The following is a 22,785-nucleotide window of genomic DNA, read 5'->3' on the forward strand; positions in this document are numbered from 1 at the left end:
TGTCAGTAGGGGATCGTCTCCCCGGACAACTCGTCGATCACCCGACCGATCAACTTCGCCGAGCGCCCGACGTCCAGCGCATCCGCGATCAACCGGTCGAACGTGACGTTGTACCGCTCGATCTCGGCCGGTTCCTCCATGTAGAGGCCGCCGGTCTGGTTCTCCAAATAGATCACGTCAGGGTCTCGCCGGCGATCCGCGAACCGGGTGATCACGAACGGACCGCTCATCGCCGGGTGCTGTCCGGCGGAGAACGGCAGCACCTGCAACGTCACCGATGGTTGGTGTGCCAGTTCAAGCAGGTGCTGCAACTGTTCGCGCATCACCTGCTCACCACCGACCACCCGCCGGATAGCCGACTCGTTCAACACCACCCAGAGGTCCAACTCGCCGCTGAGGACTCGTTCCTGACGAGCCAGCCGCACCTCGGTGTAGCGCTCGGCGTCGATGTCGTCCCGTGGGCGGGTGGCGAGGTTGACCGCATTGGCGTAAGCCTCGGTCTGCATCAGGCCGGGAACCACTTCAGCCTCATAAGTGCAGATCCGGGTCGCCTCGGCTTCGAGGTTGGCGTAGGTGATGAACCGGGAGGTCATGACGTTCGAGTGCTTGGTCCACAGCCCCTGCTCACGGGCCTCCTTGGCCAGCATGATCAGCGGCTCCCGCTCGTACTGCGGGACGTCCAGGTAGTCGAGCACCACCTTGACCTCCATCGGCCGGATGGCGAGGAACCCGGCTTCGATCTTGGAGATCCGCCCTTGGGTGCAGTCGAGGACCTTCGAGATGTCGGTGTGCGTGCGGTTCGCCTCCTCTCGGAGTCGGCGCAACTCGTGTCCGAGTCGCCGCCGACGCAAGGTGCTCCCCCGTGGCGCGGTCATGGTGATGCCTCCGTCAGAACAGGATTGGGATGACCGCCAGCCTGGCCCGGAGCGCCACCCGGGACCAGCCGGACCGCGTGAATTCACTCGTTGGTGAGCGATATTCCTGTGGAATATTCCGATCAGCAGACCGGACTATTGACGCTGGTCCAGCCGGGCACGGAGTCGGGCGAGCCGCTGGTCCGCGGGCACCTGGTGGACGGCGTCGAGCCGGTCGAGCACGTCCAGGAGCGACGGGCTCTCGGCCACCCGCCGGCCCAGTTCCGACGCCTCGACCACGTGCGGGAACGGGGTGAGCACTGGGTGGTCCCGCCTCAGCGGCTCGCTGACGGTGCGCGGCAGCCAGGCCTGCGTGAACGGGTCGGAGTCCGGAGCGTCGAGCACCACGAGCGTGTCCCCGGTCCGCTGTTCGGCGATCAGGCAGTCGAGTTCCCGCGCGAGGCCGGGGCTCAGCTCGGCGGCCCAGACGATCACCTGGTCGGCGACCGTGATCAGCGTCGACACCGTGTCGAACCACGTCTCGTCCGGCAGGTACAGCCGGACCGGTGCGGAGAACTGGCCGTAGGACTGGCCCAACTCCAGCTCAGCCGCCGTCGTGCTGGCCACCAGGACCAGCGGCACCGCAGACGCCAGGTCGCTCAGCGCGGGCGCGCCGTCCCTGAAGTTGATCACCTGGACGTGGTCGCCGGGCACGTCGTCCGGGTCTTCGAACGGCGGCATCGCGGCGATCCCGGACCGCTCGGTCAGCTCGAAGTTCCGCAGCAGCAACACGAACGGCTCGCCGACGCACAGCCACGCCCGCACCTGGCCGACGGACTTGCGGTGCCGGTCACGGGCCTCGCGGACCAGCCGCCGCATCCGGTTGCGCGGCGCACCGGCCAGCAGCCAGTACAGGAACCCGAGGCCCTTGAACCGCCGCCGACGGTCCCAGTGCCGCTGCCGCTTGAGGTAGTCGAGCTTCAGCTGAGCCTCGCCGACGTCGAACCGGTCCAGCACATCGACGGCGTGCCGCGCCCGGCCGACCCACAGGTCCACGTCCGGCGACACCCCCGGCGCATCCGCCCCGAACTCCGCGGTGATCTCGGCGAACCGCCGACGTGCGTCCACCTCGCGGTCGACCTGCAACCACAGCAGCGCCTCGTTGCCCAACGCGTGTGCCCGCCACCCGCGCAGCTCGGGATCGTCACCGCCGCCGCGCTCGGCGAGTTCCTGCCAGAGCGCGGCCAGTTCCCGGGCCTTGGCGTGGTCCAGCCTGGTGAACCTGCCGCTCAACTGCACGAGGCTGGATAACGCCCGGCACACCGCCCGCTCGACCCGCACGTCCACCGGCGCACGGATCGCGTCGACCGCCTCCCGCAGCACGCCGATCGCGCGGACGTTCGTCTCCCGGTCGACCGCCCGCCCGACGCACGTGTCGGTCAACGCCATGATCGTGCGGGCCGCCAGGTCGGCTTCAAAGCTCCGGACGTGCCGTCCCAACCAGCCCAGCATCAGAAAGGCGTCATCAGTCCGCCCACGGCCGAACAACTCGACCGCGACCTCGAACGTCAGGAACGCGAAGGTGTCCGGATCGCCGTGCGCCGACACGGTCTCGAAGTACCAGGCCCGGAACTGCTCGTCACCGACCCGCGGCCCCGACTCCCGCCGTATCTCGTCCCACCGCACGAGCACGGAGCCGACGACCTCCGCCGCGGTGAACTCGTCGTCCATCGGCGTCGTCCCCGGTCGATCAGGCGGCGGGTGCTGAGGTGGAGCGTCGGCGGAGAGCGGGCTTACGGTCGGTGAAGGTCACTTCAGAGCGCAGGAAGACGAAGAACAAGGCCACCAAGAGCGCCGCGCGACCCCACACGCCGATCACCACGGCCTGCGCCGAGAACCCGTCGTAGATGCCCGACGGCTCGCCGAACTCGATCGCGTAGTACCACCGGAAGATGCCGACGCCCATCGCGAAGTCCGCCGCGAAGTACGCCGCGACCCAACTCCAGTTCACCCGCAGCAGCACGAACATCGGCACCAGCCAGAGCGTGTACTGCGGCGAGTGCACCTTGTGCAGCAACAGGAACCCGCACAGCATCGCGGCCGACACCGGCACCCACGGATAGGTGCCCTCGCGCTGGAACCGCCGCCAGCCGATCCAGCACGCCAGCGCGAACGACGCCACGATCCCCACCGGCGACAGCACGCCGACCACCGTCTGCATGGTCAGGTCCGACATGAACGGGCGCATCGACCAGAACCAGATCGAGTTCGTGGTGATGTCCACCCGCCGCAGGCCCTGGAACGCGAACGACGCCTTCCAGCCCTCCAGCCCGACCACCACGAACGGCAGGTTGATCAGCACCACCGTCAGCACGGACGCCAACGCCACCCGTGCCGCGCCCACGAAGTCGTACCGCACCCCACGCGGCAGCCCACGGCCACCAGGACCGCCGGTCAGCACGTACAGGCACAGCGGCAGCACGAAGATCGCCGGGTAGATCTTGAACGCGAAACCGATGCCCAGCAGCACGGACGCGACCACCGCGCGTTCCACCAACGGCCGCTCACGCCGTCCCCAGCCCCGGTGCACGACGTACACCGCCGCCACCGCGCAGAACACGACCGGCAGGTCCCAGTTGTGGAACGCGTACAGCACCACCGGCGGGCCGAGCGCCCAGATCAGCGCCCGCCACCGGCTCAGCTTGCCCAGCAGCCACCCGGTGGCCAGCCCGAACGGCGCCATCAGCAACGCCGAGAACAGCAGGAACGCCGCGTCCGTCTGCGCGAAGATCGCACCGGCCCAGATCAGCAGCCCGGTCAGCACCGGGTACTCGACCACGCCCCCGACCAGCACGCCCTTGCTGTTGATGCTGCCGTGCACGTACGGGAACACGTGCCGGTCGACGTCACGCCCGATCCACAGGTGCTGGATGTCCGAGTAGCAGACCTCGGCCTTGTTGCGCTCCTCGTAGTCCGGCGCGCTGCGGCCCCACTGGTCGAACTCCGGGCCGGTGCAGCGGTCCTTGTTCAGGAAGCCGACGAACATCGTCAGCCCGCACAGGAGGACGACCGCGGCGAGCGCGACCCGACCGAACCGCGGCACCCGCGACCCGGCGTCCGCGCGCTCGGGCACGGCCACCACCTCCCGTGTCACGCTCATCGGCCCAGGTGCTCGCGGAGGAACGCGATGTCCGCCGCTTGGCCCTCGTCCGGCGTCTCGACCAGCACCGGAGAGCCGGCGGCGGCGGCCACCGCGACCAACTGCTCCGGGTCGATCGTGCCGGACGCGATGTTGGCGTGCCGGTCGCGCGCCGAGCCGAACTCGTCGCGCGAGCTGTTCAGGTGGACCAGGTCCACCCGGCCGGTGATGGCCTTCACCCGGTCGACGATGCCGACCAGGTCCTCACCGGAGGCGAACGCGTGGCACGTGTCGAGGCAGAACCCGGCGCCGAACTCGCCGACCGCGTCCCACAGCCGGGCGAGCATGTCGAACGTCCGGGCCATGGCGTTGTCGCCGCCCGCGGTGTTCTCGATCAGGATCGGCACGGCGAAACCGCCGCTCTCCGCCTGCCGCTCGAACATCTTCCGCCAGTTCGCGATGCCCGCGTTCGGGTCCTCGCCCTTGGTGACGTGGCCGCCGTGCACGATCAGGCCCTTGGCGCCGACCTTGGCCGCCGCCTCCGAGTGCTGGAGCACGATCTTCCGGGACGGGATGCGGATCCGGTTGTTCAGCGACGCGACGTTCGCCAGGTACGGCGCGTGGATGAAAACGTCGAGGTCAGAGGCCAGCAACCCGTCGGTCTGCGGGTGTGGCTCGGGCGCCTTCCAACCCTGCGGGTCGGCCAGGAAGAACTGGACCACCTCGGCTCCGCGTTCGACCGCGGCGCCGAGCGGGTCGTCGTCGCGGACGTGGGCCCCGATGCGCATGACTGTGCAGGGTAGTCGGGCGCTGCAACGCATCGCCGACGGCCGCCGATACGAAAATTGTCACTGCGGGGGATGGTTCGCGTCACCGTCAGCACCTACGCTCGTTACTTGCAAGTAGGTACCCGTGCTCGCACGGTCCGGACTCCGGACCAGGCACCGCCAGGAGGCCAGACATGCGGACCCGGCTCACCCGACTGCTGAGTGCGGGCGCCGTCGTGTTCGCGGTCGGGGCGGCTGGCGCCGCGGCGGGGTCCGGAGCCGCGGTGGCCGCCGAACCCGTCGTCGTGGGCAGCTGCGCGACGACCGTGCAGGGCGCGCCGGGCACGCCCGTGTCGCTGAGCCCGGCCGCGGTGCTCGACCCGGTGGTCCAGCTGATCCGGGCGATCCCGCTGCTCGGGCCGCCGCTCGCGGACCCGTTCCGGCAGACGTTCTCGGCGCTGCCGCCCATCCCGATCGGGGTGATCCCCACCGGCACGGGCGTGGTCACCGGCGGCGAGATCGCGGACAAGGTCAACGCCGAGCTGGCCAAGCTGCCGCTGCTCGGACCGATCATCGTCACCCTCTCCACCGGCGTGCGCACCGAGCTGACCAAGCTGTGCGGCGTCACGATGCAGGGCGTCAACGCCGTCGTCGCGCCCGTCCAGGACGGGTCGAAGGCGATCGCGGACGGCTCCCAGCAGGCGGTCGGCGCGATCCCGGGCCTGCCCGGCGCCAAGCCGTCGCCGAACGAGCCGCCGCAGACGGGCAAGCCCGGTGGCGAGCCGGCCACCCCGCCCGGCACGCCGGTCGACCGGCAGGACCCGTTCATCCCGGTCGGCGGTGACGACGGGCCGCTGGACGTGCCGCTGTACGGCTCGAACCCGTGGGGCGGGAACTTCGGCCGCGTGCCCCTGTTCGGCTACGGCTCGCTGCCGTTCGCCATCCCCGGCCAGTACGCGCCGTCACCGGGCGTGCGCTACGGCGGCGGGGTGGCCGGCTACCGGCCCGGTCACGGGACGTCCGGCGCGGACGACTCGGACGGCGTGCAGACCGCCGGCCGTGCCCAGGCGCTGCCCGGTATCGGCCGGATGGGCGGTGGCGTCGCGGCTCCCGTGCTGCTGGCCGTGCTGCTGCTGTCCTGCGTGACGGGCGCGCTCGTGCGGACGTGGGTGCTGCGTCGCGCGGTGGCCTGAACCGGCGGCTCGAACCCCGGTCGGCCGTGAGGCCAGGTAAAGGGGCACGTCCGGGGCTGTTACCCTTCCTGGAGTTGCTGACGCGACGACCCTCCTGCCACGGAACGTCCGTGGCCGCCGAGTCCACAGGAGGTGAGTGGTCTTCATGCGTCATTACGAAGTGATGGTCATCCTCGACCCCAGTCTCGACGAGCGCACGATCGCGCCGTCCCTCGACACGTTCCTCAACGTCATCCGCACCACGGGTGGCAACGTGGAAAAGGTCGAGGTTTGGGGCAAGCGCCGGTTGAGCTTCGAGATCAACAAGAACCCCGAGGGCATCTACGCCGTCCTCGACCTGATCTCCAGCCCGGAAGCAGTGAAGGAACTGGACCGCCAGCTCGGTCTCCAGGAGACGGTGCTCCGGACCAAGGTCATCCGCCGCGAGCCCGCCAAGGCCGCGAAGGTCGCCGCAAGGATCGCCGCCAAGGCCGCGATCAAGGCTGCCAAGAAGGCTTAGGAGCCCTCATCATGGCCGGCGAGACGACGATCACGGTGGTCGGGAACCTGACCGCCGATCCCGAGCTGCGCTTCACCCAGTCCGGCGCCGCGGTGGCGAGCTTCACCGTGGCATCCACCCCCCGCACGTTCGACAAGGCGAGCGGCGAGTGGAAGGACGGCGAAGCGCTGTTCCTGCGGTGCAACGTGTGGCGTCAGGTCGCGGAGAACGTGGCCGAGTCGCTCACCCGCGGTTCGCGCGTGCTCGTTTCCGGGCGGCTGCGCCAGCGTTCCTTCGAGACGAAGGAAGGCGAAAAGCGCACCGTCATCGAGCTTGAGGTCGACGAGATCGGCCCCTCGCTGCGATACGCGACCGCGAAGGTCAACAAGGTGAGCCGTGGAGACGGCGGCGGCGGCTTCGGCGGCGGCGGTCAGTCTCGCGGTGGCGGCGGCAGCGCCCCGGCCGACGACCCGTGGGGCTCCGCGCCCCCGGCCGGCTCCGGTGGCTTCGCCGACGAGCCCCCCTTCTAGACCCGGCACCGGTCCACTCCACACTTCACTGCGTAATACCAGGAGTCCACACATGGCCAAGCCGCCTGTGCGCAAGCCCAAGAAGAAGGTCTGCGCGTTCTGCAAGGACAAGAACGCCAACCTCATCGACTACAAGGACACCACCCTGCTCCGGAAGTACATCTCGGACCGGGGCAAGATCCGCGCCCGCCGGGTCACCGGCAACTGCTCCCAGCACCAGCGCGACGTCGCGGTCGCAGTCAAGAACGCCCGCGAGATGGCGCTGCTGCCCTACACCTCGACCGCTCGCTGAGAAAGGGGAGGGCATCGTGAAGCTCATCCTCACCGCTGACGTGACCGGCCTCGGCGGCCCCGGCGACATCGTCGAGGTCAAGGACGGCTACGGCCGCAACTACCTGCTGCCCCGCGGCCTGGCGATCCTCGCCACCAAGGGCGCGGCCAAGCAGGTCGAGGTCATCCGTCGGGCGCAGGACAACCGTCGGGTCCGCGACCTGGACCACGCCAAGGAGATCAAGGCCACGCTCGAAGGCCTCGGCTCCGTCACGCTGAAGGCCAAGGCCGCAGCGGGCTCGAAGAAGCTGTTCGGCTCCGTCACCTCGTCCGACGTCGTGTCGGCCGTGCGTGCGGCCGGCGGTCCGACGCTGGACAAGCGGGCCGTCGAGATCGCGGGTCACATCAAGACCCTCGGCAAGCACTCGGTGAGCGTCCGGCTCCACCCGGAGGTCACCGTGTCGCTCTCCGTCGAGGTAGCGAACGCGAGCTGACGTTCTACCCGGACGCGCCGTTCGACCAGGTGTTCTGGTCGGGCGGCGCGTTCGTACGTTCGGCTGTGGACAACCGTTGTGACACGTTGGCCGCGACACGCCGTGCCGACGGTTATACGCGACACGCCGCAGGTGTGACCCACGACTTTTCCACAAACTTATCCACAGGGTCTGACCTGCGGAAACTTTTGTCCAAGGCCGAGTTGTACCCAGGTTGTCCACAGCTTTCCCCAAGCCTGTGGCCAGCTCGGCACGACCATCCCCAAGCTGTCCACCGGGTTGTCCACAGGCTCGTTTGCCTACGCCATCCAGGTGGCTCTAGCGTCGCTGAATCGCCGAGCGTGGCCTAGCCGAAATTGTCGGACCCACGGGGTACAACATCCGCACGGCAGCAGATTGGGGTGAGCTCACGGTGGCGCTGGTGGACGACCGGGGCATGGCCGAGCCCGGCTTCGAACGGCAGCCGCCGCAGGACCTCGCCGCCGAGCAGTCGGTGCTGGGCGGGATGCTGCTGAGCAAGGACGCGATCGCCGACGTGGTCGAGGTCCTGGCCCCCAACGACTTCTACCGGCCCGCTCACCAGGCCGTGTACGACTGCGTCCTCGACCTGTACGGGCGGGGTGAGCCGGCCGACCCGATCACGGTGTCGGCGGAGCTGGAGCGGCGGGGTGAGCTGCTGCGCGTAGGCGGGGCCCCGTACCTGCACACCCTCATCGCCACCGTGCCGACGGCCGCGAACGCTTCCTACTACGCCGAGATCGTGGCGGAGAAGGCGGTGCTGCGGCGGTTGGTGGAGGCGGGGACGCGGATCGTCCAGCTGGGGTACAACGGCGCCGAGGGCGCCGACGTGGACGAGGTGGTGGACCGGGCGCAGGCGGCGATCTACGAGGTCACCGAGCGCCGCACCACCGAGGACTACGTGGTGCTGGAGGAGCTGCTCCAGCCGACCATGGACGAAATCGACGCCATCGCCTCGCGCGGCGGCTCGTCGCTCGGCATCCCCACCGGCTTCGCGGACCTGGACGAGCTGACCAACGGCCTGCACCCGGGTCAGATGATCATCGTCGCGGCCAGGCCTGGGGTCGGGAAGTCGACCTTGGGACTGGATTTCGCGCGGTCGTGTTCGGTGAAGCACGGGTTGACCAGCGCGATCTTCTCGCTGGAAATGTCGCGCACCGAGATCGTCATGCGCATGCTGTCGGCCGAGGCGCGGATCCGGCTCGGTGACATGCGCGGTGGGCGGATGAGTGATGACGACTGGACCAGGCTGGCGCGGCGGATGAGTGAGATCAGTGAGGCGCCGCTGTTCGTGGACGACTCGCCGAACCTGACGATGATGGAGATCCGGGCGAAGGCGAGGCGGCTGAAGCAGCGGCACGACCTGCGGCTGGTGATCGTCGACTACCTCCAGCTGATGTCGTCGGGCAAGCGGACGGAGTCGCGGCAGCAGGAAGTGTCCGAGTTCTCCCGAAACCTGAAGCTGATCGCCAAGGAGCTCGAAGTTCCGGTCATCGCGATCAGTCAGCTGAACCGTGGCCCGGAACAACGCACCGACAAGCGCCCGCAGCTGTCCGACCTCCGTGAATCGGGATCCCTGGAGCAGGACGCCGACATGGTGATCCTGATCAACCGCCCGGACGCGTGGGAACGCGACGACCCGCGGGCGGGCGAGGCGGACCTGATCATCGCCAAGCACCGCGCCGGCCCCACCGCCACCATCACCGTCGCCCACCAGCTCCACTACAGCCGTTTCGCCGACCTCGCCCAAGGCTGACGACCGGCCGTGCGGGGCCTCGAGTTCGACTTCATTCCCGAAGGGCTGACTTGTCGATCTCGGTCAGCAGAGCCATCAGCCGGCCCGCGCCGAGGCGTCTCCGCTCATCAGGGCTCCTGGTCAACGCCTCGCACTCCCGGACGGCGGCGTCCCGTTCGTCCGAGGACACCATGAACACGTCGAACACCGCTGTTCCGACCCAGTCGGCGTGATTCGGATCGGCCACAGCGAGCGCTGAAGCGACCACCGCGAGCCCGACCGTGTCCCCACGCCGCAGCAATGCCTCCGTCGTCGCGCGGGTGACGAACGTGTCGCCCGCATCGAGCACGAGGTCCAGCAGCGGTCCGTGGGCTGTGGGCATCTCGGCGAAACGGGCCAGGCAGCGGCCCGCGTCCGCCCTGTCGTGGTAGTCGGCGCATCCCGCCAGTCCGGTCAGCGCGGCCACGGCGGCGTTCCTCGCCTCGTTGCTCATCGGCGCAGTCTTCCGCTGGCATGTCAGGCTCCGTTACCGCGTTCCCGGTCAGAACAGCTCCAGGACGACGTTGTCTTCGGACTGGTCACCACCCCCGGTTGTGTTGCGTGGCCTGGTCGACCCCGACGCGGCTCGGGAGGCCGGGCGAGCGTTGGGCTGGTTGGTGATGTCGGGGCCGATTAGCATCAGCGCTGTGATGCCGGCGGTCGTGCCGTTCCTGTTGCGCCTGGCAGCCGATCCGTCCGTGCCGCGCCGGGGGGAACTGTTCGTGCTGGTGTTGGTGGCCGCCGCGCTCTCCGAACCGACCGATCCCGACAACGCGGCGGCGCTGGTGATCGGCGGTCGCGAGGAGGACCACCCCGAACGAGCTCTGTGCCGGGCGGCGTTCGTCGCCGACGCGCGGTGGGTGAGCCGGCTGTTGGCCGACGACGGACTGCCGGCGGGAGCGGAGCTGCGCGATGACGAACGGGACTACCTGCTCAAAGCCGCCGGGCTGTGACACGTCCGAACCTGTCGCCGTGACCCTCGACGGTTCGGGATCGACAGGTCACGCGCGACTCGGGTGGTCGTCGGGACGTTCCCGGACCGCGGGAGTGCGCATACGATCAAGGTATGCCACCCGACGCGGCGCGGCGCAGCGACCGTTCGAGGCGGGCGATCCTCGTGGCCGCGATGGAGTTGGTCGAGGCGCTCGGCTACTCGAAGTTGACCATCGAGGCGGTGGCCGCGCGGGCTGGGGTGGGTAAGCAGACGATTTACCGGTGGTGGCCGTCGAAGGGCCCGCTGCTGTTCGACGCGTTCGTCGAACTGGGGCCGGTGGGGCCGGATGTCCTGCCCAGCGGCGATCTGGCCACCGATCTCAAGCGCGAGTTGCGGGTCGCGGTCGCGGAGTTGGCGGAGCGGCGGTTCGACCAGGTGTGCCGGGTGCTGGTCCACGAGGCACGCACGGATCTGGTGACGTTGCTGCTCATGCCGCGCCGGGTGGAGCTGGAGGAACGGCTGTTGGCCGCTCAGCGCTCGGGGGAAGTGCGGGTGGACGTCGACGTGTCGGCGGCGGCGGAGTTGTTGCTGGGGCCCGTGTACCAACGCTGGCTGTTGCGGACCGCGCCGTTGACCGGGGACTTCGTGGACGCGGTCGTGGATCTGGTGCTCCGCGCGTTGAGGGGGTGACCATGATCGGTAGGGTTCGCCGATCATGGAGTACGCCGTGGTCGACGTGGAGACGACCGGGTTCGCCGCGCGTGGTTCGGACCGGATCGTCGAAGTCGCTGTCGTGCAGCTGGATTCCGCCGGTCGGGTGACCGGTGAGTGGTGCACCCTGCTCAACCCCGGACGTGATCTCGGGCCTCAGCACGTGCACCGGATCCGGGCGGCGGACGTGTGGCACGCGCCGACGTTCGCGCAGGCGGCCGGTGCGTTGGCCGCACGGCTGGCTGGCCGGGTCGTCGTCGCGCACAACCTGTCGTTCGACGCCCGGTTCCTGACCGCCGAGTTCGCCCGCGTCGGCGTCGACCTGCCGGTGGACGGGCTGTGCACGATGCGGCTCGCCGCCCGGTACCTGCCGGACCGGGTCGGGCGGTCGTTGAAGGCTTGCTGCGAGGCGGCCGGGGTGGTGCTCGAATCGGCGCACTCGGCGTTGCACGACGCCCGTGCCACGGCCCGGTTGTTCGCCCATTACGTCAGGTTCGGAGTGCCGGACGCCGAGCCGGTGGCGGACGTGCCGCTGAACGGGGACGTGGTCGAAGTGCGGCGCGGCGCGGCGGCGGTCACGCACCGGCGGCCCGAGTTGGTGACGTTGGTGCGCGGCGACCGGGTCGTGTTCACCGGGCAGATGCACTCGCCGCGGGACGAGTGGATCGACCGGGCGGCGTCGTTCGGGCTGGTCAGCCAGGGGTACGTGACCAAGGCGACCCGGGTGCTCGTGGCCGCGGACCCGTTCACGTTGTCCAGCAAGGCGCAGCGGGCGCGGGCGTACCGGGTGCCGATCGTGTCCGAGGAGGACTTCGCCGGGATGCTCGGCCTGCTGGGCGTTACACCGCCGGCGAAAGATCACCGGACCGAGTGGCGTCGGGCCTATTGAAAAGCCCGTTACCCGAGTGGAGGCTCTTCACGGACAGGCCCTGCGCTCGGCGGAAGGCACGAGTCTATGAGTACCGTGCAGATAACGGCTTCCCGTGCGGTGTGGGACGAGTTCGTCTCCGAACTGCCGGTCGGAGTGCTGCTCCAGGACGAGAACGGCGTGGTCCTCGCGGCGAACCGGCTGGCGTCGACGCTGCTCGGTGACGCCCTGGCCCGTGACGATTCCGGCGCGCCGCTGCCCAGTTGCGCCGAACTGGCCGCGCAGGTGCTGCGCACCGGGTCCCCGCTGACCATCCCGATGGTGCTGCCGCACGCCCAGGTCTGGGCCGAGTTCCACCCGATCACGTTGCGCGGTCAGGTGTTGGTGCTGCTGCGGCCGGTGCAGGCGGACGTGCCGCACAGCGCCGGGCTGCTCGACGCGCTGACCGGACTGCCGGGGCGGGCGCTGCTGCTCGACCGGCTGGACCAGGCGTTGATCCGGGCCCGGACGCAGGGCACGTTGGCGTCGCTGGTGCTGGTGGACGTGCACCGGATGGCATCGGTGAACGCGCAGTACGGCTTCCAGCGTGGGGACGAGTTGCTGGCTGCGGTCGCGCGCCGGCTGCGGCAGGGTTTACGGGCGGACTACACGGTGGCGCGGTACGGCGGTGATTCGTTCGCCGTGGTCGCGGAACACCCGGACGGCAACGGTGCGGCGGTCGCGGAACGGGTGCGCGAGCTGGCCGGGCGTGCGGTGCGGCTCGGCGACGTCCGGGTGCGGCCGGGGGTGCGGGTGTGCTGGGTGACCAGTGACGGTGAAGCGCCGCTGCACTCGGTGATCGCGCACGTGGAGGAACGCCTCCGCACCTGACCCGACCGGGCCCTCACACAGGACCGGGCCCCTGGCACGGTGTGCCAGGGGCCCGGTCGCGGGAGCGTGGTGGATCAGATGCGCGGCATCACGGTGGTGTCTTCGAGCGAGTTGAACACGCTGCGGGCGTCGATGCCGGCCAGCGCGGGCGCCTGGGTGCGGTCCGCGATCTCGTTCGCGCGGATGCCCTGGGTCGGGTTGAGGTTCAGACCGGTCAGCGCCATCGGCGGCACGGCCGGGGCCGCGGTCCGCGGCTGGGCCACACCGGGCACCGGCAGGACGAACGGCAGCGCGGCCGGGATCGCGACGGACAGGCCGCGGGCGACCTGGTGGGCGGCCGGCACGCTCTTCAGCGGCAGGCGCTGGAGGTCCGGCAGGGGGCCGAACCTGCCGACCACGGGCAGGGTGCCGTCCACCGGCACGGTGCCGACCAGGGGCAGCGTGCCGCCGAACGAACGCTCGTCCGCGTCGGCGTCCGACACGACCGGCAGCTCACGCGTTGCGCCCGACACGACCGGCAGCTCACGCGTTGCGCCCGACACGACCGGCAGCTCACGGGTCGCGCCCGACACGACCGGCAGCTCACGGGTCGCGCCCGACACGACCGGCAGCTCACGGGTGGTGCCGCCCAGCAGCCGGTCCGCGATGCTCGGAAGCACGTGCTGGGCCTGCTCGAACCAGCCGAGCGGGTCGGTCTCGCCGACCCGCAGCTGGTTGGTGACCGGCGCGAGCGCGTCCACCCCCGGCACGGCGGGCAGCTGCTCGGTCGGCAGCTCCACCTTCGGCAGCACGGTCGTCGCCCCGTCCAGGTCGGGAACGGCGGGCAGCGCGATACCGGACGTCGGCGGAAGCGCCGCGCGGGACGCCGGGTCGACGTCGGCCGCACCCGTGACCGGCAGACCGTGCAGCCCGCCGAGACGCGGCGTGTTCAGCGGCAGCAGGTAACCGGGCAGGTCGCGCAGCATGGCCAGGCTGGGCAGCTCGGTGGCGCCCATCAGGCTGTCGACCGAGGCCGGCAGCTCGATACCGCGGGTCGCGTCGCCGACCGGGGCGTCGCCCTTGTCCGAGCCGGTCCGCACGTCGTTGCGGTCCTGCGTGTTGGCGGTGGCGGTGCCGAGCACGTCCAGCGGGATGCCGAACAGGCGGGCGAACGCCTCGGTCGGCGCCTCGAAGTCGCGAGCGCTGACCGCGCCGTAGCCGGACGTGGTGGTCTCGCCACCGGAACGGCTGGACGCGTTGCTGCCGGTCGCGGTGTCGGCGAGGCCGCCGACGCTGACCGCGTCACCGTGCACCGCAGGCGACACGCCCGCGGGCGCGGTGACCAGGTTGCCGGACCACGCGCTGTCGTCGGCCGACGTCAGGTGCCTGCCGCCCGCGACCAGGCCGGACTTGTTGGTCGTCCGGGACGAGCCGTTGCCGGCGACCGAGACGGCGTCGCCGAACACCTGGAGCGGGACGGCCGGCTGGGCGCCGACGCCGTTGCCGGAGAACGAGCCGTCGTCACCAGAGGTCTGCACGTCACCGCCGGCGCGTGAGAGGAAATCGTTGCCGCTGTCCGACCGGGCGTTGCCGCCCGCGCCGACCGCGCTGCCGAACACCTGCGGGGACGACGACTCCGGCAGCGACACCACGTTGCCCGAGAACGAGCCCTCGTCGCCGTTGGTCATGGTCGCGCCGCCCGAACGGGAGTCCATCCGGCTGTTCGCGGCGGCCACGCTGTTGCCGACGCCGACGACCGAGCCGCCGAAGACCTGCGCCGGGTTCGAGGTCGGCACGTGCACGACGTTGCCCGACGCGGAACCGTGGCGGCCGTTGGCGCTCGGCGGGTTGCCGAGGTCGATCGTGGTGTCGCTGTCGCTCCGCGACGTGGGGTTGGCGACCGCGCCGGTGGAGTTGCCGAACACCTGGCCGCCCAGGGCGGTCGGGGTGGACACGACGTTGCTGGACACGGTGCCGTTGTCGTCGATGCTGGTCGGCACGCGGCCCGAGCGGATGACCTTGTGCTCGGTGGCCCGGCCGGACGGGGTGCCGACCGCGCCGACGCCGTTGCCGAACGCCTCGGCGGGCGCGCCGATCGGGACCTGGCCGACGTTGCCGGAGCCGACCGCGTCGTTGCCGGTCGTGCCGTTGTAGCCGCCGGAGTCCGCGACGACGTCGTTGTTGCAGCCGCCCTCGGCGATGCCGCCGGCGGTGGTGCCGTTGCCGCACAGGTCGACCGCGCCGGCCGGGGGCAGGTGCGCCCCGTTGGACGACAGCACGGACCGGTCGCCGTGGGTGAACGTGTCGCCGCCCGCGGTCGCGGTGGCCTCGTTCGAGTGGCGGGCCGAGGTGGTGCCGACGCCGGACGTCGCGTTGCCCGCGTTGGACACCGGCAGCGCCACCGGCGCGTCGGCGAAGTTGCCGGACAGCACGGAGTCCTGGCCGGAGGTGGAGCTGTTGCCGCCGGCTTCGGCGGTGTGCTCCATCGAGTTGTCGACGCGCGTGAGGCCGCCGCCCGTCAGGGCGTTGTCGCCCGTGGCGACGGGACCGGCGAACGCGGGCTGGACCGTGTTGCCGGCCAGCGTGCTCGCGTCGCCGGAGGTGGTGGACCACATCGGCGTGCCGTACGAGTTGACGCGGGTGTCGCCCGCGTCGGAGGAGGCCCGGTTCTCGGCGAGCGTGTCCGCGGTGCCGGCGGCGGCGACCCCGTTGCCGCTGACCGCGACGATCGTGGCGAGCGGCGTGCCGAGGACGTTGCCGCCGCCGGTGCTGCGGTCGCCGGTGGTGCTCAGCGAGCCGCCGGCGGCGGTGCTGTTCGACGTCGAGGCGTCGGTGTGCGAGTTGCCGCCCGCGGCCACCGCGTTGTCGGTCACCTGGACCGGCAAGGCGCCTTGGACGGCGGCGATGTTGCCGGACAGCGAGCCGTCCTGGCCGGAGGTCTTGACGTCGCCGCCCGCGACGGCCCGCTGCTCGGACGAGCCGCGGGACTCGGCGTTGGCCAGCGCGGCCACGGCGTTGCCGTCGGCCTGGGGTGAGACCGCCGCGGCGGCGTGCGCCACGTTGCCGGCCAAGGTGCCGTACGAGCCGTCGGCCTTGACGTCGCCGGCTTCGGTGACCGACCGGGAGCAGTCGCGGTCGATGTAGGCGTCGCCGCCCGCCGCGATCGCGTTGCCACAAGCGCTGACCGGCACGACCACGTCGGCGTCCGCGGTGTTGCCGCGGGTGATGTGGGAGGTGTCGACCGAGCGGAGCCCTTCCCGCGCATTGCGGACCAGCGGGTTGGCCGGTTCGGCGAGGCGGCCGGGGAGCAGGCCCGTCGCGGTCGGCGTGCTGATCTCCCGGTGGATCTCCGGCAGGTCGTGGGCGCCGACCGGGGTGCCCAGGGTGTTCTGGTCGACGTCGACCGGGATGCGCACCTTCGCGTCGAGCGGGTTCGGCGGTGCGTCGGGGTTGACGTTGTCCTGGGCTGAAGCGATGCCCGTACCGAGCATCAGCAAACCACCAGTGACAAGTGCGGTCTGGAGACCGCGCTTGGCCCAGGTGTGCATGAGTTCTCCTTCTTTCGGTGTCCCTTGCGGGAGGTGAAGGGCGGTCGGACGCGGAAACCGCGTCGCAGACGGACGACCACCCTGATCGGAGGGCGGGAAGGCGCGGCGTCACGACCGGGAGGGGAGCGCACACGAACAGCGCGCCGGTCGACTACCGGGTCAGCTCGTGGACGAGCTGCCGCGGACCGCGCGCTGTGGTCAGTCGGGCGTGCTACCGGGCTGCTTGCCCGGCATCACGACGTTCCGCTGGGTGGCGGGGAACAGAGCCCGGGCCACCGCGGCGTCGAAACGGTCGGTCGAGACGGCCGAGAAGGGGCCGTTGCCGCCGCCGGAGGAACCGGAAGCGTCGCCACCGCAGGAGCAGTGGACCGGCGCGCCGAGCGGCGCGAACGGCATCGACGGCATTCCGGACGGGTCGCCGGGCAACGACGAACCGGTGTCGCCCGGCAGTGCGGCGCTCGACCGCGGGGACATGTCCAGCCACACGTGGCCGGACGTGCCGGACACCCCTTGCACCACCGGGGTACCGGCGGAAACCGGCGCGGCGGTGGTGGCCGGGGTGGCCTCGGTGACGCGCTTCGCCGTTGCGCCGGCGGCCACCTCGTCGGTGGGCGACGGCTCGGACGTGCGCGCCTGGAACCAGCCGCCCATGTGCTCGACGGCGCCGCGGAGGTCTCCGGTGACGCGGCCGATGTCGGGCGGGCTGGGCTCCTGTGGGGTGCGGAGGGTGGTGTCGAGATCCCGCACGGCTTCGCCGACGGGGGTCGGCACGACCTGGTTCAGCGTGGCCGGGTTCAGCTTGGCCGGGCTCGGGGTGACCAGGTTCTGCGTGACCGGGTTCTGGCCGGTCACGTCGAGCGTGGCGTCGATCCCGGTGGGCCGCGACGACCCCGTGACGTCGGTGAGCGAGGTGACACCGGTGACCTGGTCGACCGGTTCCTGCGCCGACGCCGGAGCCGCGGCCAGCGCCCAGGCCGCGGCGGAGCCGGCCAGCGTGCCGCCGACGACCAGCAGGGCGCGGGAGAGCAGCCGCCGAACGCGGCCCGCCCCCGTTCCCACTCGCTGGTCAACGCGCGACATCGCTGCTACCTCCGCCTGAAAGCTCCGGGATTCGCCGGCGACGTGATCCAAGTGATCAAGCCGACGCCGAGAGCGTGCCAGTAGGTGAGTCGCCCGCGCACTCGTTCGCCGCCCTGTTCGCCGTATCGTGTGACGAACACTCCGTGTTGCCGGACGTGACGGTGAGTGATCAGACCCGCTTGAGCACCCGTGCCGCGCCGGCGGCGGCCGTGGACGCCAGGATCCAGCCCACCGCGATCAGCGAGCTGGAAATCCACTGCGAGGCGCCGCTGAACCGCCACTTGCCGTCCTGGCCGAGGTCCACGATCGGGATCAGCAGGTCCATCGACAGCAGCCACGCGTTCCACGACGGCGACTCGTCCTCGTTCAGCTTCGGCATCTCGTGGCCGAGGAACCACCCGGTGCCGGCCAGCCAGAACGCGGCCAGCCAGGCGATCGCGAGCCACGGCCGGTAGCCGTAGCCGACCGTCCAGCGCTGGAGGAAGCCCCAGACCCGGCCCGCGACACCGAGTTCCGAGTAACGCCGGTGCTGCTTCTCCAGCTGCACGGCCTGCGCCAGCTCTTCCTCGCCGCCGTCCCGGTACACCGCCGCCAACTGCTCGTACGGTCCCGGCGCGAAGTCCGGCTGCACCTCCCGCAGCCAGCGCAGCCGGGTGCGCACCCCGACGTCCGGCGTGGACGAGATGGAGCTGAACGTGAAGTCCTCCACGTCCACGCCACCGGTCGCGGCCCACAGCCCCGGCCCGTCCATCACGGTCGTCGCGCTCACCCTGGTCAGCACGACCCGGCCGACCGGGATGCGGTCTTCCGACAGCCGCAGCACCAGTTGGCTCACCGTGAGCCCGTACGCGTTCAAGGCGATGTCGCTGCCCGGACCGCCCAGCCGGGCGCCGGCGAACGTGGCCATCTTGCCGACCTCGCCCAGCCGGATCCGCACGCCGCCGACGGCGGTGAAGCCGTGGCTGCACAGGAAGTCCTTGCCGATGGTGGCCACGCGGGCGTCCAGCGACGGTTTCACGGTGCCGTCCGGGCGGCGGCGCGGTGCGAGCAGGGACGCGCCGGAGCAGTCGAGGGTGGAGCCGATCTCGGCGTTCTGGAGGCGCAGCGACCCCTGGGCGCGCAGGTCGCGGAGGAACAGCGTGCCGCCGACGCGGAGCCGGTCGGCGAACAGGACGTCGATGCCTGGGCCGTGCAGCTGGACACCGGAGAGGGACGCGCTTCCTTTTACATGCGCGTCCACCAGGCGCACCTGTCCGTACGCGCGCAGGGCCGAGTCACGTTCGCCGTCGCCCTTGAATCCGCCGTCGACCGCGCCGCGCGCTTCCAGGTCGCCCTGCACCCGGATGCCGTCGGCGTGCAGGGCCACCGGGATGCGCTGGTCGCCGGTCTGGTCCGCCAGGTCCGCCACCACGTCCTGCCGGCCGATCACCGCGCCGGACAGCCGCAGGTAGCCGCCGATGTCGGCGTTGGGCAGGCGGACCGTGCCGGAGGAGGTGAAGCCGTCGTCCAGTTCCACGTTGCCGTCCACCCGGATCCGGTCGGCGACCAGCGCGGCGGCCTCGTCGGCGGTGCCGCGCGGGATCACCAGGACCGGGCGGTCGACCACGCTGGCGTGCAGGCGCGCGCCGGAGAACACGACGCTGCCGCCGACGCGCGCGCCGTCCAGCAGGATGCGGCCCTCGGCGGTGAACCGGCCGCCTTCGGCGTCGCAGAACAAGTTGCCCGCGATGGTGACGCCGGTGGCGTCGAGGGCGTTCTGGCCGGCGTTGAGCAGGCGCGCGCCGCCGAGGTGCACGTTGCCGCCGACGTCCGCGCCGCGCAGCCGCACCTCGCCGCCCGCGCGCAACGCGATGGCCTGGAGGGAACCGGACAGCCGGATGCGGGCGGCGAGCAGGGCGTGGTCGCCGCCCTTGCTCCGCAGCACGGCGCCGGCCAGCCGGAACGTGCCGTCGACCGTGGCGTCGGTCAGGTCGACCACGCCGTCGCTGGTGAAACCTGCCTCCAGCACCAGGTCGCTGGCGACGCGCAGGTTCCGGCCCCACAGTCCGGGCACCTTGCAGCCGCGCATCCGCAGGCCGACCAGGCGTGCCATCCGGAAGTCCGGCGGCCGTTCGAAGGCGCAGTCGAGGAAGTCGATCACGTGGTCGACCCGGGCACCCTCCACCGCGAACAGGCCGACCACGTTCGCGCCGACCAGGCGGAGGGCGGCGTTGCGCGGGCCGTCCGAGAGGAGGGACGACAGGAGTTCGCCGCGGACCGTGCGCTCGCTCTTGGGCGCCCTCGGGTCGAACCGCAGCGGGCGTCCGGCGGCGAACGCGGCGCGCACGGCGTGCTCGATGGTTCGGGCGGTGTCGGCGGTTCGAGGGGCTGCGGCGGTTCGGGCGGTTCCGGCGGTGTCCGCGGTTCCGGCGGTGTCCGCGGTTCCGGCGGTGTCCGCGGTTCCGGCGGTGTCCGCGGTTCGAGCGGTCCGGACAGCGGCGACGTCAGCGGCTCCGGCGTGGGCGGCGGTGGGCTGGGCGTCGACGGTCTCGGCGGGCTCGGCGGTGTCGTCGGCGGTCACGTTCCGATCCGATCACTCGCGGTGCGGGTTCCGCCAGGGTTTGCCGCAACCCGAAACGTGTGGTTCGACATGCCCGGATGGACCACCCGCGATGTCCGAGCAGCCCACTCGCGCGGCTCTTGCGGGCTACCGTGATCGGCGTGACGGGGACGGAAACGGAGATCGGCAACAGGGTGCCGCGGCTGCTGCGCGTGACCGCGGCGTTGAGCTGGCGGTTCGTGGCGGTGGTCGCCGCCCTCTACGTGGTGTTCCAGGTGGTCGGGTTCCTGGCCACGATCGTCATCCCGACCGGGGTGGCGCTGTTGCTGGCGGCGTTGCTGTCGCCGGCGGTCTCGCAACTGACCCGCGCCGGTATGCCGCGCGGGTTGTCCACGGGCGTGGTGCTGGTCGGGGGCATCGCCGTCGTCGGCGGCGTGCTCACGTTCGTCATCACCGAGTTCTCCAAGGGCCTGCCGCAGTTGCAGGAGCAGGTCAGCGCGAGCCTCGACACGATCCGCGGCTGGCTCAAGGACGGTCCGCTGCACCTGAGCGACCTCCAGCTCCAGCAGTACCTCGACCGGGTGGTCGAGACGGTCAAGGAGAACCAGTCCGAGATCACGTCCGGCGCGCTCACCACGGCGGCCACCGTCGGCGAGCTGCTGACCGGGTTCATCCTCGCGCTGTTCACCCTCATCTTCTTCCTGCACGACGGCGACGGGATCTGGAAGTTCCTGATCCGGATCGTGCCGCGCGATGTGCGCGGACGGGCGGACGTGGCGGGACGGCGAGGGTTCTCCTCGCTCGTGTCGTACGTGCGGGCGACGGCGCTGGTGGCCGTGGTGGACGCGGTCGGCGTCGGCATCGGCCTGTGGATCGTGGACGTGCCGCTGGTGGTGCCGCTGTCGGCGCTGGTGTTCCTGGGCGCGTTCATCCCGATCGTCGGTGCGGTGATCACCGGCGCGGTGGCGGTGTTGGTGGCGCTGGTGGCCAACGGGCCGCTGGAGGCGTTGATCATCCTGGCCGTGCTCATCGGCGTGATGCAGCTGGAGAGCCACGTGCTGCAACCGCTGCTGCTGGGGCGCGCGGTGAAGCTGCACCCGTTGGCCGTGGTGCTGGCGATCACCGCCGGGTTGGTCGTCAGCGGTATCTCGGGCGCGTTGCTGTCCGTGCCGCTGCTGGCGGTGCTGAACTCGGGGATCAGGTCGTTGCTGTCGGAGTCGGACCGGGCGGTCGAGCCACGCCAAGTGGACGTGCACGAGCCGCAGGAGAGCGGTCCGCTGGACACCGGCGGGGAACGGGTCGAGGACACCGACCAGCAGGAAGAACCGAACTCGGAGCACAGCGGGAACAAGTAGGTCAGGCCATTTCGACCAGGTTGCGGCCGTAGCCCTTCGCGGCGAGCAGCGCGGCGTCGGCCGCCACCAGCAGATCGGGCAGTTCGTAGCCGAACCGCTGCGTGGTGGCCACGCCGATGCTCACCGTCAGCCCGGTGAGCAGGTGTTCCCGGCCGTCCGTGCCGACCGTGGGCACCGCCAGGTCGGCCACGGCGTGCCGCACGCGTTGGGCCACGGAACGCGCGATCGCCGGTTCGGCGTCGGGGAGCAGCACGACGAACTCCTCACCGCCGAACCGGCCGACCAGGTCGCCGCTGCGGACGGTGCTGGTGAGCAGCAGCGCCACCGCGCTCAGGGCCGAGTCGCCCGCGAGGTGGCCGACCTCGTCGTTCACCCGCTTGAAGTGGTCGAGGTCGAGCAGCATCACGGCCATCGGCCGGTGGCGGGTCCGCGCCTTCGACAGCTCGTACCTCGCCCGGCCGTCCCAGTGCACGGCGTTGGCCAGGCCGGTCTTCGCGTCACGTTGCGCGGAACGCCGCCAGTGCGGCAGCTGCGCGGCCCGTTCCAGCAGGGCCAGCGGCGGGCCGGCCATCAGCGCGTGCACGGCGGTGGTGGCGGACGCGAAGCCCATCAGTCCGCCGATGCTCACCGCGACGATGCCCAGCACGACGTCGATCGGCTCGCCGATGACCTCCTCGCCGGGCGCGCGCGGGTTGCGCAGCTTCAGGCCCAGCGCGATCACACCGGCCCGGACCACCAGCAGCACCGTCGCGCCGAGCACCATGACGGCAAGGTCCGTGGTCGGCTCGGCCCAGCCGATGACGTAGCGGGTGCTGAACACGGCCAGCGCGGTGGCGGAGAGGGTGAACAACCAGCGGTGCGACTCGGGGCGTTGCGCCAGGACGCCGTGCAGCGCGGGGCCGAAGAGCAGCAGCACGAGCAGGTTGGACGGCAACGCCACCAGGCCCGCGGTCAGGTAGCAGAGGTGCGCGGCCCACGGGTTGCGCTCGGGCTCGCCAACCCGGTGGCTGTAGATCGAGGTGCCGATGATCACCGCGCCGGCGGTGCCCGCGATGGCCGCGAACCGGCCGATCTCGCCGGGCGTCGGCTGGGGTGACGAAACGATCGCGAAGACGACGACTGCCAGTGCCGCGAGGTCGACGAGCAGCCAGTAGGCCAGCGCGGACCGCCCGAGCGTCCACAGCGGCCAGCGGCGCACGCTGAGCCCTCCCTCGCCACAGCAGCCTGCGAGCGCCCCCTCCCCAAGGGGTCACGCTCCGTGACCTCCGTCAGCCTTCCACAGATGTCGATGTCGGAACAGACGGCCACCTGGGGGTTAGCCACGCCACTCGGACACGGCAAGATTGGACCCGAAGGGAGCACACTGTGCACACAAGGCCAACCG

Annotated in this window: 20 protein-coding genes; 11 read left to right on the plus strand and 9 right to left on the minus strand. The window is 71.1% G+C overall.

All coding sequences use genetic code 11. The features are described from left to right. Positions 1-2: 2 nt before the first annotated feature. The 4 genes from F4560_RS32080 to F4560_RS32095 form a co-directional block, all read right to left on the minus strand. Positions 3-875 carry a helix-turn-helix domain-containing protein gene (locus F4560_RS32080; RefSeq protein WP_184926519.1) on the minus strand — a complete coding sequence of 291 codons (873 nt, stop codon included), beginning with the start codon at positions 873-875 and terminating at the stop codon, positions 3-5. 135 nt (positions 876-1,010) lie between these two features. Beyond that, positions 1,011-2,585: a hypothetical protein gene (locus tag F4560_RS32085; RefSeq protein ID WP_184926521.1), complete on the minus strand. Its 1,575-nt coding sequence runs from the start codon at positions 2,583-2,585 to the stop codon at positions 1,011-1,013. A 19-nt stretch (positions 2,586-2,604) separates the two neighbouring features. Then, the gene (locus tag F4560_RS32090) at positions 2,605-4,014 is read right to left on the minus strand and encodes a glycosyltransferase family 87 protein (RefSeq protein ID WP_184926523.1); all 1,410 of its coding nucleotides are present in this window, start codon (positions 4,012-4,014) and stop codon (positions 2,605-2,607) included. Continuing rightward, on the minus strand, positions 4,011-4,781 hold the full coding sequence (locus tag F4560_RS32095; protein ID WP_184926525.1) for a deoxyribonuclease IV: 771 nt from the start codon (positions 4,779-4,781) through the stop codon (positions 4,011-4,013). Before F4560_RS32095 ends, F4560_RS32090 begins: the two co-directional genes overlap by 4 nt. 173 nt (positions 4,782-4,954) lie before the next feature. Between F4560_RS32095 and F4560_RS32100 the strand changes: the two genes are divergently transcribed. The 6 genes from F4560_RS32100 to dnaB all read left to right on the plus strand — a co-directional run bounded on the left by F4560_RS32100 (position 4,955) and on the right by dnaB (position 9,499). Beyond that, positions 4,955-5,953, plus strand: coding sequence for a hypothetical protein (locus tag F4560_RS32100; RefSeq protein WP_184926527.1), 999 nt, complete (start codon positions 4,955-4,957; stop codon positions 5,951-5,953). Positions 5,954-6,098: 145 nt separating this feature from the next. Next, positions 6,099-6,452, plus strand: a complete 354-nt coding sequence (gene rpsF / locus F4560_RS32105; protein ID WP_184926529.1) for a 30S ribosomal protein S6 — start codon at positions 6,099-6,101, stop codon at positions 6,450-6,452. 11 nt (positions 6,453-6,463) lie between these two features. After that, complete coding sequence (locus tag F4560_RS32110; protein ID WP_033436338.1) at positions 6,464-6,961, plus strand: single-stranded DNA-binding protein; 498 nt, start codon at positions 6,464-6,466, stop codon at positions 6,959-6,961. 52 nt (positions 6,962-7,013) lie between these two features. Then, positions 7,014-7,253, plus strand: a complete 240-nt coding sequence (gene rpsR, locus F4560_RS32115; RefSeq protein WP_015805710.1) for a 30S ribosomal protein S18 — start codon at positions 7,014-7,016, stop codon at positions 7,251-7,253. Between the two features lie 13 nt (positions 7,254-7,266). After that, a complete protein-coding gene (gene rplI / locus F4560_RS32120; RefSeq protein ID WP_184929520.1) occupies positions 7,267-7,725 on the plus strand; it encodes a 50S ribosomal protein L9 in 459 nt (152 codons plus the stop codon). Positions 7,726-8,137: 412 nt separating this feature from the next. After that, positions 8,138-9,499, plus strand: coding sequence for a replicative DNA helicase (dnaB, locus tag F4560_RS32125; RefSeq protein ID WP_376775367.1), 1,362 nt, complete (start codon positions 8,138-8,140; stop codon positions 9,497-9,499). A gap of 31 nt (positions 9,500-9,530) precedes the next feature. Here dnaB and F4560_RS32130 read toward each other — a convergent pair whose 3' ends face one another. After that, positions 9,531-9,971: a hypothetical protein gene (locus F4560_RS32130; RefSeq protein ID WP_184926531.1), complete on the minus strand. Its 441-nt coding sequence runs from the start codon at positions 9,969-9,971 to the stop codon at positions 9,531-9,533. 193 nt (positions 9,972-10,164) lie between these two features. Between F4560_RS32130 and F4560_RS32135 the strand changes: the two genes are divergently transcribed. The 4 genes from F4560_RS32135 (at position 10,165) to F4560_RS32150 (ending at position 12,900) form a co-directional block, all read left to right on the plus strand. Continuing rightward, positions 10,165-10,470 carry a hypothetical protein gene (locus tag F4560_RS32135; RefSeq protein WP_221483709.1) on the plus strand — a complete coding sequence of 102 codons (306 nt, stop codon included), beginning with the start codon at positions 10,165-10,167 and terminating at the stop codon, positions 10,468-10,470. 113 nt (positions 10,471-10,583) lie between these two features. Beyond that, positions 10,584-11,141 (plus strand): TetR/AcrR family transcriptional regulator, encoded by a 558-nt coding sequence (locus F4560_RS32140; protein ID WP_184926533.1) that lies wholly within the window; start codon positions 10,584-10,586, stop codon positions 11,139-11,141. Positions 11,142-11,166: 25 nt separating this feature from the next. Continuing rightward, positions 11,167-12,051 (plus strand): exonuclease domain-containing protein, encoded by an 885-nt coding sequence (locus F4560_RS32145; RefSeq protein WP_184926535.1) that lies wholly within the window; start codon positions 11,167-11,169, stop codon positions 12,049-12,051. A 66-nt stretch (positions 12,052-12,117) separates the two neighbouring features. Next, positions 12,118-12,900: a GGDEF domain-containing protein gene (locus tag F4560_RS32150; RefSeq protein WP_184926538.1), complete on the plus strand. Its 783-nt coding sequence runs from the start codon at positions 12,118-12,120 to the stop codon at positions 12,898-12,900. 74 nt (positions 12,901-12,974) lie between these two features. On the opposite strand, the gene F4560_RS32155 is transcribed toward F4560_RS32150, so the two are convergent. From F4560_RS32155 to F4560_RS32165, 3 genes are all read right to left on the minus strand, one after another. After that, positions 12,975-16,427 carry a hypothetical protein gene (locus F4560_RS32155; protein ID WP_184926540.1) on the minus strand — a complete coding sequence of 1,151 codons (3,453 nt, stop codon included), beginning with the start codon at positions 16,425-16,427 and terminating at the stop codon, positions 12,975-12,977. A 198-nt stretch (positions 16,428-16,625) separates the two neighbouring features. Then, on the minus strand, positions 16,626-17,507 hold the full coding sequence (locus F4560_RS32160; RefSeq protein WP_184926542.1) for a hypothetical protein: 882 nt from the start codon (positions 17,505-17,507) through the stop codon (positions 16,626-16,628). 169 nt (positions 17,508-17,676) lie between these two features. Then, complete coding sequence (locus tag F4560_RS32165) at positions 17,677-20,067, minus strand: translocation/assembly module TamB domain-containing protein (RefSeq protein ID WP_312869606.1); 2,391 nt, start codon at positions 20,065-20,067, stop codon at positions 17,677-17,679. Positions 20,068-20,207: 140 nt separating this feature from the next. On the opposite strand from F4560_RS32165, the gene F4560_RS32170 reads away from it, so the two are divergent. Further along, positions 20,208-21,401 carry an AI-2E family transporter gene (locus F4560_RS32170; protein ID WP_312869607.1) on the plus strand — a complete coding sequence of 398 codons (1,194 nt, stop codon included), beginning with the start codon at positions 20,208-20,210 and terminating at the stop codon, positions 21,399-21,401. Position 21,402: 1 nt separating this feature from the next. Here F4560_RS32170 and F4560_RS32175 read toward each other — a convergent pair whose 3' ends face one another. Beyond that, positions 21,403-22,599, minus strand: a complete 1,197-nt coding sequence (locus F4560_RS32175; RefSeq protein ID WP_184926547.1) for a GGDEF domain-containing protein — start codon at positions 22,597-22,599, stop codon at positions 21,403-21,405. Between the last annotated feature and the right edge of the window lie 186 nt (positions 22,600-22,785).

This window comes from Saccharothrix ecbatanensis (genome assembly GCF_014205015.1).
Taxonomy (GTDB): Bacteria; Actinomycetota; Actinomycetes; order Mycobacteriales; family Pseudonocardiaceae; genus Actinosynnema; species Actinosynnema ecbatanense.